The organism is Loktanella fryxellensis, assembly GCF_900110065.1.
Taxonomy (GTDB): Bacteria; Pseudomonadota; Alphaproteobacteria; order Rhodobacterales; family Rhodobacteraceae; genus Loktanella; species Loktanella fryxellensis.
On the sequence record NZ_FOCI01000002.1, the window covers coordinates 112749 to 126404 of the forward strand.

General features: G+C 67.8%; 12 protein-coding genes. 3 read left to right on the plus strand and 9 right to left on the minus strand.

Going from position 1 to position 13656, the window contains the following annotated elements; all coding sequences use genetic code 11:
• The 3 genes from BMX16_RS18170 to pnp all read right to left on the minus strand — a co-directional run bounded on the left by BMX16_RS18170 (position 1) and on the right by pnp (position 6903).
• Positions 1–3405, minus strand: a complete 3405-nt coding sequence (locus BMX16_RS18170; protein ID WP_089898551.1) for an AAA family ATPase — start codon at positions 3403–3405, stop codon at positions 1–3.
• On the minus strand, positions 3402–4586 hold the full coding sequence (locus BMX16_RS02950; RefSeq protein ID WP_089898553.1) for a metallophosphoesterase family protein: 1185 nt from the start codon (positions 4584–4586) through the stop codon (positions 3402–3404). The genes BMX16_RS18170 and BMX16_RS02950 overlap by 4 nt, the downstream gene beginning before the upstream one ends.
• A gap of 184 nt (positions 4587–4770) precedes the next feature.
• Entirely contained in the window at positions 4771–6903 is a 2133-nt protein-coding gene (pnp, locus tag BMX16_RS02955; protein ID WP_089898555.1) for a polyribonucleotide nucleotidyltransferase, read from the minus strand.
• Positions 6904–7392: 489 nt separating this feature from the next.
• On the opposite strand from pnp, the gene BMX16_RS17525 reads away from it, so the two are divergent.
• Complete coding sequence (locus BMX16_RS17525; RefSeq protein WP_177174553.1) at positions 7393–7551, plus strand: hypothetical protein; 159 nt, start codon at positions 7393–7395, stop codon at positions 7549–7551.
• Positions 7548–8042, plus strand: coding sequence for a GreA/GreB family elongation factor (locus tag BMX16_RS02960; protein ID WP_089898557.1), 495 nt, complete (start codon positions 7548–7550; stop codon positions 8040–8042). Before BMX16_RS17525 ends, BMX16_RS02960 begins: the two co-directional genes overlap by 4 nt.
• A gap of 74 nt (positions 8043–8116) precedes the next feature.
• On the opposite strand, the gene rpsO is transcribed toward BMX16_RS02960, so the two are convergent.
• The 6 genes from rpsO to rbfA form a co-directional block, all read right to left on the minus strand.
• Complete coding sequence (gene rpsO / locus BMX16_RS02965) at positions 8117–8386, minus strand: 30S ribosomal protein S15 (RefSeq protein ID WP_089898558.1); 270 nt, start codon at positions 8384–8386, stop codon at positions 8117–8119.
• Positions 8387–8512: 126 nt separating this feature from the next.
• Positions 8513–9562, minus strand: coding sequence for a calcium-binding protein (locus BMX16_RS18175; protein ID WP_143057985.1), 1050 nt, complete (start codon positions 9560–9562; stop codon positions 8513–8515).
• Positions 9563–9651: 89 nt separating this feature from the next.
• Positions 9652–10533, minus strand: coding sequence for an alpha/beta hydrolase (locus BMX16_RS02975; protein ID WP_089898560.1), 882 nt, complete (start codon positions 10531–10533; stop codon positions 9652–9654).
• 63 nt (positions 10534–10596) lie between these two features.
• Positions 10597–11502 (minus strand): tRNA pseudouridine(55) synthase TruB, encoded by a 906-nt coding sequence (gene truB, locus BMX16_RS02980; RefSeq protein WP_089898561.1) that lies wholly within the window; start codon positions 11500–11502, stop codon positions 10597–10599.
• A gap of 58 nt (positions 11503–11560) precedes the next feature.
• Entirely contained in the window at positions 11561–12298 is a 738-nt protein-coding gene (locus tag BMX16_RS02985; RefSeq protein WP_089898563.1) for a phosphodiester glycosidase family protein, read from the minus strand.
• A complete protein-coding gene (rbfA, locus tag BMX16_RS02990; protein WP_089898565.1) occupies positions 12295–12735 on the minus strand; it encodes a 30S ribosome-binding factor RbfA in 441 nt (146 codons plus the stop codon). Before rbfA ends, BMX16_RS02985 begins: the two co-directional genes overlap by 4 nt.
• Positions 12736–12836: 101 nt before the next feature.
• Here rbfA and dapB point away from each other — a divergent pair, with 101 nt between their 5' ends.
• Positions 12837–13646, plus strand: coding sequence for a 4-hydroxy-tetrahydrodipicolinate reductase (dapB, locus tag BMX16_RS02995; protein WP_089898567.1), 810 nt, complete (start codon positions 12837–12839; stop codon positions 13644–13646).
• Positions 13647–13656: the final 10 nt, after the last annotated feature.

The window sequence follows — 13656 nt, forward strand, 5'->3', positions numbered from 1 at the left end:
CTATGCCGCCGGGATATCGATGACGCGCAGACCGGCGATGGCGTCGCGCGCCAGATCGACCAGATGCCGGTGGTGCGTGAACAGGATCACCTGACCGCGCTGCCCCATTTCACCCGCCAGACGGATCGCGGCCTGTGCACGGTCGTCGTCGAAGGTCTCATGGATGTCGTCGGTCACGAACGGCAACGGGCCGTTGCGGGCGATGAAATCCGCATGCCCTGCGATCCGCAGCGCCAGATACAACTGCCCGCGCGTGCCCGTGGACATGGCGTCGACCGCCACATGCGCACCATGGCCGCCGCGTACGCCGATCAGGCGCTCCGTCCGGCCCATCTGCTGCGTATCCAGCCCGGACCATTCGCCACCGGTCATCGCGGTAAAGGCCGCTTCCGAGGCCTGCAGCAGCGTTCCGCGCCGGTCACGCCGGAACCGCCGCAAGGCACCGCGAGCGATCATCAATCCCAGCATCTGGGTCGCTTGCGCGCGTGCTGCATCGCCAAGCGTTTCCAGCATCGTGGCGCGGTCCTGCTGCAACGCCGCCGCCCCGTCGCGCGACAGGGCCTGATCCAGCAACAGACGCGCCGTCGTCAGGCGCGCCATCGCGGCCTCGTGCGCGGCATCGGCAAGGTCCAACGCCTCGATCAGCAGCCCGCTGCGCAGCGGGTCTGCATCCGCAATCTCGCGTGACAGACCGGCGGGATCGAAGCCTTCTGCGTTGCGCGCCTGTTCGCTGGCCACCGCATCGCGGCTGGCGCGTAGCGCGTCGCGTCGGACCAGCAGCGCGATTGCATCCTGCGGCGGCGCATCCGTGGTGTCCTGTCCATTCAGCACCTGCGCAATCACGGCGTCGCAGCCGTCCCGGGTGGCGCTGTGCTGTGCGACCGCCGCCGTCGCAGTGCGGACGTCGTCCTCCAGCGACCGGCGTCGCCGGTCGATGTCCTTGGCGGCGTCCGCGCGCAGGCGCGCCGCACCGACAATGGCGGTCGGGTCCGCATCCTGCGCCAGTGCCAGCACCGCCACCAAAGGCGCCGTCAGCCGGTGAAAATGATCAAGGGCCGTGGCAAGGCGACCGATCCGCTGATCCAGATCCGCACGTTCCTGCGTGCGCGCCGCCAGATCGTCCAGTTCGCCGCGCAGCGCCAGAAAGGCATCGGCGCTCAGCTCACGGCACCACAGGTCGGTCGTGGCGGTCCGATAGGCGTCGTTGGCAGCCTTGGCCTTGTCCGCCGCCTCGATCTGGTCCCGGATCAGGCCGTTCAGTGTCTGGGCCGCAGCGGCGCGCGCGCGCGCCTGTTCGCCCGATTGGGCCAGTTCGGCGGCGACACGGCGGGCCGTGTGCCACAGCATCCGGTCCGCACCCACCGTGTGGCCGAGATCGTGCAGAACCGCTACCAGCTGCGCATCGCGGCCGGCCTGCCGCGTGACGGCCTGTGCGACCGCCGCATCCGCGGTCTGCAATGCCTCTGCCGCCTGTGCCGCGGCCAACAGCGCCGCCCGCCTGTCGCGCAGGGACACCACCGGACTGTCGGGGGCCAGACCCAACCGGTCCGCCATCTGCGCCACATCCGTGCGACCATCTGCCAGTGCCGCCGCAGCCAGATCCAGCGCCGCCTTGCGGTGGGTTTCGGTGGCTTCTGCCCGTGCCAGTTCGATCCGGCGTTGCGCCAGCTGGACCCGTGCCTCGGCCATGGTCGCATGACGATCCCGCAGATCGTCATGGGTCCGCAGCGTCAGGGCGAAATCGTCAGCCGTCACAGGGTCCAGCGTATCGCGGTGCACTTGCCACGCCCCGTCGCGCGCGGCCAAGGCCTGCTCCAGCGCCGCATCGGTGACCACGGTGTCCGCGTCGGCCATCGCGTCGTCGCGGGCCCGCAGGCTCGCCAACAGCTCTGCCGCCTCGTGCCATGCGCGCGCCGTCGCATCATAGGCCTGCTGCAGCCGGTCATCGGTCACGGCCAGTGCCACCAGCGCCGCATCGGGCGGCAGGCCCGTGGCCACCGCCGTGGCCCAGTCCGGCCCCAATCCAAGGGCCGCCGTCCGGGCCGTCAGGGCCAGCACTGCCGCCTGCGCCTGCAGGGCCGCAAGATCGTCGGTTCCGCGATCCGCTGCCGCAAGGATGGCCGCCAGGGCAGGTGCCGCGTCAGGGACGACCGGTTCGGGGCCCAGCAGGCTGGCCATGCGGTCGCATTGCGCTGCCAGGCTGGCCCGTTCCCGGTCCGCATCCCGCGCCGCCTGCGCCGATGTCACCAGCCGGGCCATCCTGTCCCGCGGCATCGACACGTCGTCGGCCCGGGCGTCCGGGCCGGCGATCCGCGTCGCAAGGGCTGCGATGCGTGCATCCAGCGCATCGCGTCTGCCGCGCAATCCGTCGATGTCCGCCGCCGCCGTCTGCGCACGCGCCTCCAGCTTCTGGCCGTCCTCGAACGTGGCATCCATGACCGTATCGAACAGCGCCGCGACGGTCGCCCCGTCGGGGTCCGCCGGCAGGTCGGCCAGCGCGGCGGTGGCGGCGTCGCCGGCCTGCCGCGCGGCTGCAATCGCCTGTGCGGCCGTCGCGCGCCGGGTCAATGCCTCTGTCAGCCGCGCCTCTGCCCCGTGGGGGAGGGTCGGGCCGGAGGGCAGATCCGCCAGTGCGCTGTCGATCTCTGCCATCCGCCGGGTCAGGTCGCGCCCCCCATCCGCGGCCCGGCGCAGGGCGCAGGCCTGTTGCGCCGCAGTCCTGTCTGCCCGCGCCGCGACCTCTGCATCCGCCGCCGCCGCGACGTCCGCCTGCAGCTTGTCCCAGAGCCGGGGGTCCAGCCGTGCGTCCGCGATCTGCGCCTCGATCTCGGCCAGATCCTTCTTGGCTTTCGCGAGGATGCTGGAACTGGCGCGCTTCTTGTGAAACTTGTCGATCTCTTCTTCGATCGCGTCCAGCTCTGCGGTGATGCCCGACAGGCCGGATGTGCCCGCATGCAGCAACTGCCCAAGGTCGCCCTGCGCCGCCGCAATCTCTGCGCCACCGTCGCGCAAGATTTGATCGTTTAGCGAAAACCGCGTGCGATAGGCCGCCCGGTCAAGGCCCCACAACAGCGCCGTCAGCCGGTTTTCCTCGACCATGCGGCCCTGTTCGTCGGTCAGCGGTTCCTTGGTGGCCCCCGTGCGGCGCAGGGTCAGCATCTGATCCTGTGTCTCGATCACGGCACCCACCATCAGCTCCTTGCGGTCGAAGCGAAAGGCGTGGGGATGCTCCCCCTTCGGCAATCCGAACAGGAAATCGAGCCATCCGGCAAACGCGGTGCTCTTGCCCGCCTCGTTCGGTCCATACACGACCGTGACATCGGGTCCGGCAGGCCGCGCCCCGAAATCGAGCGCGACATCCGCAAACCGCCCGTAACGGATCAGGTCGAGCCGTCGCAGCCTCATCCGCGGCCCGCCGCCCGCGCGAGGCGATGCACCACGGCATCGCGCCCCTCCGCCATCAGTTCGTCGAGGACGGCATCGCTCAGCACATGGGCCACGTCGCGGGGCAGGGCGCGACGCCAGTCGTCGAGGGCCGCCGCCGCCTCGTCGCGGACGCCGGGCGATGCGGCATCCTGTTGCATCATCGCCGCCAGATCGGCCAGCACACCGGGCGCGGTGTGCGGTCCGACCTCGCACAGCTGGACGGTTTCGATGTGCACATCCGGCAGGGCCTCCGCCGCCTGCTCGACCAGCGCGCGGGCATAGGCGCGGTCGCCGGCCAGCGCTGCCGCCCCCGTCAACACCACCCGTGCCGCAAGCGCGGCATCGGCGGGCCGTGCAGCCAGCAAGGCGTCCGAAATGGCCCGCGCCGCGTCGCCTGCGCCCGCCAGATCGACGGTGACGGTGGCAAACCGCATCAGGTCGACGGCCAGCGGTGTGGCCCTGATCCCGTCCAGTCCGATGTCGACCAGCGTCACGGACCCGCCGGCCGTTTCGCGGATGCTGCGTCCCTGCGGAATGCCCGGCATCACCGCAAGACAGGAGTCGCTGCGCCGCTCGAACCGCTGATGGATATGCCCCAACGCCCAATAGTCATAGCCGTGGCCCAGCAGATCCGCCTCGGCGCAGGGAGCATAGGGATCGTGGTCGGGCGAGCCGCCCAGCGACGTGTGCATCAAACCCAAGTTCACGACACCCGGCGTGGCGCGCGGATAGCGTGGCAGAAGGCTGTCCTGCACGTGCCGCGTCTCGAACCCGATCCCGTGGATCGCGACACCGGGCAGATCCAGCGTCGGTCGGGCCGCCGTCAGGACGGTGACCGACGGTCCGATCGGGCCGTAGCGTTCCAGATCCAGCAGCGCATCGTGGTTGCCACGGATCATCACCGCAGGGATACCGGCCCGCCCCAACCGCGCAAGTTCCACCACCAGCGCCGCGCGGCTGGTCACATCAACCACACCGCCGTCAAACACGTCGCCCGCCAGCAGCAGCGCCATCACCTCTTCTGCGATGGCCAGATCCACGATCCGCGCCAGCACGCTGCGCGACGCATGGCGCAGCGCGCCCGCCAGCAGCGGGTTTTTCAGCGCCTGCGCCCGCAGCGGCGAATCGAGGTGCAGGTCGGCGGCATGGAGGAAACGCATCGGCAGACACTCCGTCAGAGCGTCACCATCCGCTGCGCCTTGCCCATGCGCAAGCGCCCTGCGTCGTCCGGCTGCAAGTATCCGCGCGGCACGGATCAGGCGGGGCCCCCATCGGACCGCTGGCCCCACATGCGAACGGCCCCGGCATCGCTGCCGGGGCCGTCCAGTCTCACATCCGCAAGGCTCAGGCCTCTGCGGGGGCCTCGGCCATTTCCACGCCGGTGGTCTGGTCGATCATCTTCATCGACAGACGCACCTTGCCGCGGTCGTCGAAGCCCAAGAGCTTGACCCACACGTCCTGGCCTTCCTTCAGCACATCCGACGGATGGTTCAGGCGGCGGTTCTCGATCTGCGAGACATGCACCAGACCGTCCTTCTTGCCGAAGAAGTTCACGAAGGCGCCGAAATCGACCAGCTTGACGACGGTGCCCTTGTAGACCTTGCCCTCTTCCGGCTCTGCCACGATCGACCAGATCATGTCGTAGGCCTTTTTGATCTTGTCCGCGTCGTTGGATGCGATCTTGATCACGCCATCGTCGTTGATGTCGACCTTGGCACCGGAGACTTCGACGATCTCGCGGATCACCTTGCCGCCGGATCCGATGACTTCACGGATCTTGTCGGTGGCGATCTGCATCGTCTCGATCTTGGGCGCGTGGACGCTGAACTTGCCGGCGCCGGTCAGCGCCTTGCCCATTTCGCCCAGGATGTGCAGACGACCTGCGCGCGCCTGCTCCAGCGCCTTCTTCATGATCTCGGGCGTGATGCCTGCGATCTTGATGTCCATCTGCAGCGACGTGATGCCGTTCTCGGTCCCTGCGACCTTGAAGTCCATGTCGCCGAGGTGGTCTTCGTCACCCAGGATGTCGGACAGCACGGCATAGCTGCCGTCCTCTTCCATCACCAGACCCATGGCCACACCGGCCACGGCGGCCTTCAGCGGCACGCCAGCGTCCATCATGGACAGCGAACCGCCACAGACCGAAGCCATCGACGACGAGCCGTTCGATTCGGTGATCTCGGACACGATGCGGATGGTGTAGGGGAAGTCGGTCGCGGCGGGCAGCACGGCCTGCAGCGCACGCCATGCCAGCTTGCCATGACCGATCTCGCGGCGGCCGGGGGAGCCGACGCGGCCCACTTCACCCACCGAATACGGGGGGAAGTTGTAGTGCAGCATGAAGTTGGTCTTGGTCATGCCGGTCAGTGCGTCGATCATCTGCTCGTCGTCGCCGGTGCCCAGCGTGGTCACGACCAGGCCTTGCGTCTCGCCACGGGTGAACAGCGCCGACCCGTGGGTGCGGGGCAGGATGCCGACTTCGGACACGATCGGACGGATCTCGTCCAGACGGCGACCGTCGATGCGGCGACCGTTCTTGACGACGTCACCGCGCAGCACGGCGGATTCCAGCTTTTTCAGCGCGGGGCCGAGGTTGCCGTCTTCCTGCTGCTCTGCGGACAGGGAGGCGACGATGTCGTCCTTGGCCTGCTGCACGGCGGCGGTGCGTTCCTGCTTGTCGATGATCGCATAGGCGGCGCGCATCTTGTCCTCGCCAGCGGCCTTCACGGCGGCGGACAGGGCAGAGTAGTCGGCGGGGGTGAAGTCGAAGGGCTCCTTCGCCGCGTCTTCGGCCAGATCGATGATCAGGTCGATCACCGGCTGGATCTGCTCGTGCGCAAAGCTCACGGCGCCCAGCATCTCGTCTTCGGTCAGCTCGTAGGCTTCCGACTCGACCATCATGACCGCGTCCTGCGTGCCCGCGACGACCAGATCCAACCGCTGGTTGGCCTTGGACCGCAGGTTCATCATGTCGTCGATTTCGGGGTTCAGGATGTATTCGCCATCGACGAAACCGACGCGGCAGGCCGCGATCGGACCACGGAACGGCGCGCCGGAGATCGTCAGCGCGGCGGAGGCTGCGATCATCGCGACCATGTCGGGATCGTTGACCATGTCGTGCGACAGCACGGTGCACATCACCAGCACTTCGTTCTTGAAGCCGGGGACGAACAGCGGGCGGATCGGCCGGTCGATCAGGCGCGCGGTCAGCGTCTCCTTCTCGGTCGGGCGGGCTTCACGCTTGAAGAAGCCGCCGGGCACCTTGCCGGCTGCGTAGTATTTTTCCTGGTAGTGAACGGTCAGCGGGAAAAAGTCCTGACCGGGCTTTTGCTTGCGGGCAAAGGTCACGTTCGCCATGACCGAGGTCTCGCCCAGCGTCGCAATGACCGATCCATCGGCCTGACGGGCAACCTTGCCCGTCTCGAGCGTCAGGGTCTCCTGACCCCACTGCATGGATTTCTTCACTTCATTAAACATCTATCGTCTTTCATGTAGGGCGCCCGGCGGTCCGGGTCGCCCGTTGACTGGCGGCCCCATTGCCGCCGACCCCTGTCCTTTGCCTAACGCCGGGGTCTGATGCGTTACGTCACAGATGGCGGGGCCTTACAGGAAAAGCGGCGCAAAAGAAAGCGGACTGTCGCGGGGCGCACCCGCGCCGCAAGTCCGCCCATCGCAACTGCGATGCAGGCGTCATGACACAGCCAGCTCGAAGCGCACCGCCGATGCGAGGAAACAGTCCACACCCACGACCGCTCGCGTGGCGCAGCCCTGCGCGGGTGTGGAAAGTGGCCCTGTTCATGACCTTTGGCCCGTCGAACCCCGCGCTCTTGCTGGGCGGGTTCATCCGCGACGGTCCGTTATCGGAGGGATTCGGTGTCGCGACGACATTCTCGGTCGCAAACGCACAGGCATCATACGGGATGGCGGTCGGTCCGGCTGTGCTGATGGCGGCGATGGTCCGTACTGATGATCCTCACGATCTACGGTGTGGGATGGTTCACGCTGAATATCCCGATGATGGCCCTGTTGATCGGCTTACGAGGGATGATCATAGCCATGGTCATGACCCGCCTGTGCCTGCATCGGGTGGAACAACGGGACGGACCGCACGTTCCCATCGCATGAACAAGGCATTCACCAAAGAAGACGAAGGACCGCAGGCCGACCGGCTGGACGATCTGCCGCAAAGCCCGCATCCAAATTATGTGACGCCAGCGGGTTTGGTCAGATTGCAGCAACAGTTGCGCGACCGGCACGCAGATCTGTCAGCCCTGCCGCGCGACAGTCTGGCGGCCAAGGTACCCCGCGCCATGGCGGAACGCGACATCCGGTTTCTGGAGGGGCGCATCAACCGCGCGATCCCGGTCGATCCGGCAGCCCAGGACGCAGATGCCGTGGCCTTCGGGGCCAGCGTGACCGTCCTGGACGACGAGGACCGGCAAACGGAATGGCGTATCGTGGGAGAGGACGAAGCCGATCCCGCGCAGCACCGCATCGCGCCCTTCTCGCCCCTCGCGCAGGCACTGATGGGCGCGCGGGTGGGTGACGTGGTGGACTGGCGCAAACCTGGTGGCGTGGCGGAATTGAAGATCGTGGCAATCCGCTATTCGACCTGATGCAGAGGCCACTGTCCGGAAACGCAAAAGGCCCGCCATGTCTGGCGGGCCTTCGTCGTCGTGGCCTGTCCGCGTTAGCGGCGCAGACCCAGACGCTTGATCAGGTCCTGATAGCGGGCCTCGTCCTTGCTGCGGGTATAGTCCAGCAGCTTGCGGCGCAGGGCGACCATCTTCAGCAGACCACGGCGGCCGTGGTTGTCTTTCTTGTGCATCTTGAAATGCTCGGTCAGCGTCGCGATGCGCGACGACAGGATGGCGACCTGGACTTCGGGCGAACCGGTGTCGCCTTCCTTGGTCGCATAGTCCTTCATGACGCGGGCTTTTTCTTCGGCGGTAATCGACATCGGGGTCTCCTTGGTTAAAGGTGATGGCGCAATCCGGGATGTCGTCCAGAAAGGCCCTTGGAGGGTGGATACGCGCCTATAGGCGCATCATCCGCGAAAGGAAAGCGTCTTTGCCTTGGGGCTGCGTCAGATCGCGGTCAGCACGACCCGCGACAGATCGAGGGTCGCGACGCCGGACAGGCGTGCCACCACCGCGTCGTCGGCCAAGAGGGTCAGGCCATCCGCATCGGTGATGGTGGACAGGGTCGGCACGTCGCCCGTGTAACTCACCTCGATCACATCCTGCGTGGCGTCGAAGTCGTCGATGACGGCATTGCCCCCTTGCAAAAGGTCGAACGTGTCCGCGCCGTCGCCGCCGTTCAGGTGATCGCCATGGCCGGCCACGATCCGGTCGTTGCCGGCACCGCCATTCAGATAATCGGCGGTCACGACCGACGGATCGTCCGCCCCATCGCGGCCTGCCGCATCGTCATCTGTGCGTCCGTCCAGCAGGTCATTGCCGCCGCCGCCCATCATGGTGTCCGCGCCCGCGCCGCCGACCAGCGTGTCATCGCCCCAGCCGCCCATCAGGACATCGTCGCCATCCGCGCCCAGCAGCAAGTCGTCGCCGTCGCCGCCATGGACCTGATCGTGGCCCGCCCCGGCGTCCACCCGGTCGTCCCCCAGATTGCCGAAGACGGTGTCGTCCCCCGCATCCGCAAAGATGTCGTCGTCCTGCATGTCGCCCGCAATTTCATCAGCGTCCATCGTGCCGGTGCGGATGGACGGCTCCACCACTGGCAGCGGTTCGACCCCGGGCAGGGGGAAAAGGTCGTCGGTCACGCCCGGCACCGTGTCAATGTCCGTACCGATGTCATCCGACGTGTCCGGTTCGCTGCCTGCATCGGACAACAGGTCGTCGCCGAAATCGACGTCCGGATCGGTCGTCGCGCTGCCATCGTCGGCCAGAATGGCGCCTGCACCGGCACCATCGTCGGAATCATCCGTCAGGACGCCGCCGGCGCCCGCATCGCCGTCCATGTCCGACACCATCGTCACCAGATCAGTGGTCTGACCCGCGTCGTCCGTTGGCCGCTGCGGATCGTTCGCCGGATCGGTGTCGTCGCTGGCCGCGACATCCCCCACCATGACGAAGGACGACATCGCAAGTCCGAGTAAACCGATGATCGCAAGCATGTTGGCGCCTCACATGGATCGCCCCCGACCCGTTGTCGACCTCTCTACCATTCCCACGGGATATTTGCATGGGGTTCGTGCACAAACGGTTAATCTTGTCTGAAATGCGGCACGAAGGCATCCAGCACCGCCTGCGGGTTCTCCTCCATCGCGAAGTGGCCGGACCGGCAGGCGTTGCCCGTCACCTGCCACGCCCACCTTTGCCAGATCGCCAGCGGATCACCGGTCTGGGCGGGGAATCCCGCCTCGGCCCACAGGAAATGCAACGGGGCCGAGATCCGCGCACCCGTCGCGCGGTCGGTGTCGTCGATCCGCCGGTCGGTCGTGGCCCCTGCGCGGTAGTCGGCGCACATCGCCGCCGCCCGTCCCGCCATCTGTGCGCGGTAGCTGTCCAGCGCGTCCGGGGCAAAGACATCCAGGGATTTCGCACGTGTCCAGGCGGTCAGTGTCCAGTCCGTGTAACCCGCCGCATCCGCCGCGATCATCCGTTCCGGCAGGGGCGCGGGCTGCGCGAGGAAGGTCCAGTGATAGGCCTTCATCGCCAGATCGGCGGTCCAGCCTGCCCAGAAATCGCCCGTCGGCACGATCTCGATGATGCCGAGGCGGCGCACCCTTTCCGGGTGATCCAGCGCCAGACGATAGGCCACCCGCGCGCCCCGGTCGTGACCCAGCACATGAGCGCGGTCCAGTCCCAGCGCATCCATCAGCCCCACGATGTCACGGGCCATCGTGCGCTTGGCATAGGTCGTGTGGTCCGCATCGTCCGCCGGCGCGTCGCTGTCGCCATAGCCGCGCAGGTCCGGCACGATCACGTCGAAATCCTGCGCGAACCGCGGTGCCACACGCGCCCAGCAATGGTGGTTCTGCGGATAGCCATGCAGCAGGATCAGCGGCACGCCGCGCCCGGCGCGGTGCACCGACAGCGTGACCTCGCCGATCGGGACGAAGGATCGGGTAAAGCCTGCGATCATCGATCGATCCCCCGTGGCGACGCCCTTACCCTAGCGACGGCAGGTCCTCTGTCACGCGGAAGTTCAGTCCACGAACACGCGGCTGGGATGCAATTCGCTGCCCATCAGGCGGCCGACGGCGACGGCGCGGCCCTGATGGGCGGCCCACACCTCGGACCCATAGTCGATGCCGCTGGCGATCACCGTCGCCGCGTTGCCGTGGCGCAGGGGTGTCAGGCTGGCGGTGGGGCAGGTGACCATCGGCAGGTCGGCCAGACCCACCTCCAGCGGCTGCAGATGGTCGTCGAGCGCGGGCGTCCGCGCGATGGCCTCGATCGCGTCCAGCGTCAGCGCATCCTCGGCCCGGAAGGGGCCGGACCAGATCCGCCGCAACTGCCGCACATGGGCGTGGCAGCCCAGCGCCGCCCCCAAGTCGCGGGCGATGGACCGCACGTAGCCGCCCTTGCCGCAGACCATCTCCAGCACCGCATGGTCGGCGTCGGGGCGGTCGTCCAGCAGCAGGCTTTCGACCCACAGCGGTCGGGCGGCGATGTCCATCGTCTCGCCGTCGCGGGCGCGTTTGTAGGCGCGCTCTCCGTCGATCTTGACTGCGGAAAACTGCGGCGGCACCTGCTGGATGTTGCCGACGAACCGACCCAGCGCGGCCTTGATCTGATCGTCGGTGGGGCGCGTGTCGCTGGTGGCGATCACCTCGCCTTCCGCATCGTCGGTGTTGGTCGCCTGACCGAAGCGTATGGTGAAGGTATAGGCCTTCAGCGCATCGGTGATGAAGGGGACGGTCTTCGTCGCCTCGCCCAGCGCAATCGCCAGCACGCCGGTCGCGTCGGGATCGAGCGTGCCCGCATGACCCGCCTTGTTGGCGCCCAGCGCCCAGCGCACCTTGTTGACGACGGTCGTGCTGGTCAGGCCCGCGGGTTTGTCCACGATCAGCCAGCCCGAAATGTTGCGTCCCGATTTGCGCCGACCCATGAGGCTCTCCGTCGAAAGGTGAACGCGCCTGCTAGGGGGTGCGGTGCCGCGCGTCAAGCTATTGGACGACGCCCACCAGTGGCCCCAGCGGCGCGAACCCGAAATCCGCCCGGTTCAAAGTGGGCGCATAGAGGCGGCTGATCGACCCGTCGAGGAACAGCGCATCCGGCAGCCCCAGCCCGTCCCGAAAGAACCGCGCGAACAGATGGAAGTTCACCGGATCGTCCGAGATGACGAAGACCGCCGTGGTCCCGTCCGCGCTCGTGCCGACGCCGTTGCGGACGTAAAGCGAGTCGCTGTCGGGCAGAAAGCGGGGGTGCAGCTGCCCGCCGATCACCAGCATCGGCCCCGACTGCGTGGCGTCCCGGCAGGCGGGGCGGGTGTCGGCATAGCTCAGCGTCTCGATCACGCGGGCGGTGGTGTCGGTCAGGCAGAACACGCCGTTGGGCAGCAGGCCGAAGTTGCCCGGCCCTTCGCGCGTCACCAGCGGTGCCGCCTCCACACCGTCTTCGATATAGAGGCCGACGGCGCGGCGATCCTCGTGATACATGCCGGCGTTCATCGCGAAGGCGAGTGTGTTCGGAGCCACCGTGCGTTGCAGGGTATTCCAGCCGCCCAGCACGGTGCCGGTGGCGTCGCGGTGGAACAGTCGCAGATCCTCCGTCGTGGCATCGACGGTGCAGGCGGTGAACCGCGCGCCATCGAACGTCACGTTCTGGCAGGTCACGGCCCCGGCGGGACCGGCCACGCCCAGCGCCAGCAGCAGAGGCGCGCACTGCGCCGCAAGCCGCCTCATGCCTGTTCGTCCCGCGCGACCTCGTCGTCGTCGCTGCGGTCCGGTGCGGCCAGATCGGCCTTGACGTCGGGTTTCTCGAACAGGGCGCGGGTCGCGTCCATGCGATCGAAGGTGTCATCGAGCTCGAAGCGGATTTCGGGGGCGAACTTGATGGTCAGCACCTTGGCGACCTCGCGCCGGATCTCGTGGCGGGATTTGCGCAGGGCCAGCAAGGCGGCGTCCTTGTCGTTGCCGCCCAGCGGCAGGATGAACGCGGTCGCCACGCTCAGGTCCGGGGAACAGCGCACTTCGCCCACTGTGATCATCATGCGCGACAGGTCGGGATCGTGGATCTCGCCCCGTTGCAGCAGTTCCGACAACCGCCGGCGGATCAGTTCGCCCAGCCGCAGCTGGCGTTGGTTGGGGGCGCCGCCCCCGGAGGATGATGTCTTTGCCATGCCCCCCCTTACCCCCGCGGGGCGGCATTTCCAAGCATGGGGTTTCGCAAGGCCCCTGCGGGCAGTATCACGATGGCGGCAACACGAGTGTGGGGGCGGATATGGCGGCAGGACCGGGAATCGTTGTGACGGGGGCATCCGGTCGCATGGGGCAGATGCTGGTGCGGGCGATCCACGCGTCGGAGGTCTGCCATCTTGTGGCGGCGCTGGAACGTGAGGGCCACCCTTGGGTCGGGCAGGACGTGGGCACGGCGATGGGCGGTGCCGCCATCGGCGTGACCGTCACCGACGACCCCGTCGCGGCCTTTGCCCGGGCGCAGGCTGTCGTCGATTTCACCGCCCCCGCCGCCACGGTGGGTTTCGCGGCGCTGGCCGCACAGGCCCGCGCGGTGCATGTGATCGGCACCACGGGCCTGTCGGAGGTGGATTTGGCGGCAATTTCCCGCGCCGCCCACCATGCGGTGATCGTGCGCGCCGGCAACATGAGCCTCGGCCTGAACCTGCTGATGCAGATGACCCAGCGTGTCGCGGCGGCGCTGGATGCGGATTACGACATCGAGATCGTCGAGGCGCACCACCGCCACAAGGTGGACGCCCCCTCCGGCACCGCCTTGATGCTGGGCGAGGCGGCGGCGGCGGGGCGTGGCGTGGTGTTGAACGAGGTGCGCGACGCGGGCCGCGACGGTATGACGGGCGCACGGCGGCGCGGCGACATCGGCTTTGCCGCGATCCGTGGCGGCGACATCGTCGGCGAACACGACGTGATCTTCGCCGCCGATGGCGAGCGGATCACCCTGCGACATGTCGCCACCGACCGCAGCGTCTTCGTGCGCGGGGCGCTGCGCGCTGCGTTGTGGGGGCAGGACCGCGATCCGGGCGAATACGACATGCTGGACGTGCTGGGGATCTGAACTCCCTGAC

What these genes read in the sequence shown, in the direction of transcription:
- BMX16_RS18170 (WP_089898551.1), bottom strand. Translation starts at nt 3,405, where the DNA reads ATGAGGCTGCGACGGCTCGACCTGATCCGTTACGGGCGGTTTGCGGAT.
- BMX16_RS02950 (WP_089898553.1), bottom strand. Translation starts at nt 4,586, where the DNA reads ATGCGTTTCCTCCATGCCGCCGACCTGCACCTCGATTCGCCGCTGCGG.
- pnp (WP_089898555.1), bottom strand. Translation starts at nt 6,903, where the DNA reads ATGTTTAATGAAGTGAAGAAATCCATGCAGTGGGGTCAGGAGACCCTG.
- BMX16_RS17525 (WP_177174553.1), top strand. Translation starts at nt 7,393, where the DNA reads ATGATCCTCACGATCTACGGTGTGGGATGGTTCACGCTGAATATCCCG.
- BMX16_RS02960 (WP_089898557.1), top strand. Translation starts at nt 7,548, where the DNA reads ATGAACAAGGCATTCACCAAAGAAGACGAAGGACCGCAGGCCGACCGG.
- rpsO (WP_089898558.1), bottom strand. Translation starts at nt 8,386, where the DNA reads ATGTCGATTACCGCCGAAGAAAAAGCCCGCGTCATGAAGGACTATGCG.
- BMX16_RS18175 (WP_143057985.1), bottom strand. Translation starts at nt 9,562, where the DNA reads ATGCTTGCGATCATCGGTTTACTCGGACTTGCGATGTCGTCCTTCGTC.
- BMX16_RS02975 (WP_089898560.1), bottom strand. Translation starts at nt 10,533, where the DNA reads ATGATCGCAGGCTTTACCCGATCCTTCGTCCCGATCGGCGAGGTCACG.
- truB (WP_089898561.1), bottom strand. Translation starts at nt 11,502, where the DNA reads ATGGGTCGGCGCAAATCGGGACGCAACATTTCGGGCTGGCTGATCGTG.
- BMX16_RS02985 (WP_089898563.1), bottom strand. Translation starts at nt 12,298, where the DNA reads ATGAGGCGGCTTGCGGCGCAGTGCGCGCCTCTGCTGCTGGCGCTGGGC.
- rbfA (WP_089898565.1), bottom strand. Translation starts at nt 12,735, where the DNA reads ATGGCAAAGACATCATCCTCCGGGGGCGGCGCCCCCAACCAACGCCAG.
- dapB (WP_089898567.1), top strand. Translation starts at nt 12,837, where the DNA reads ATGGCGGCAGGACCGGGAATCGTTGTGACGGGGGCATCCGGTCGCATG.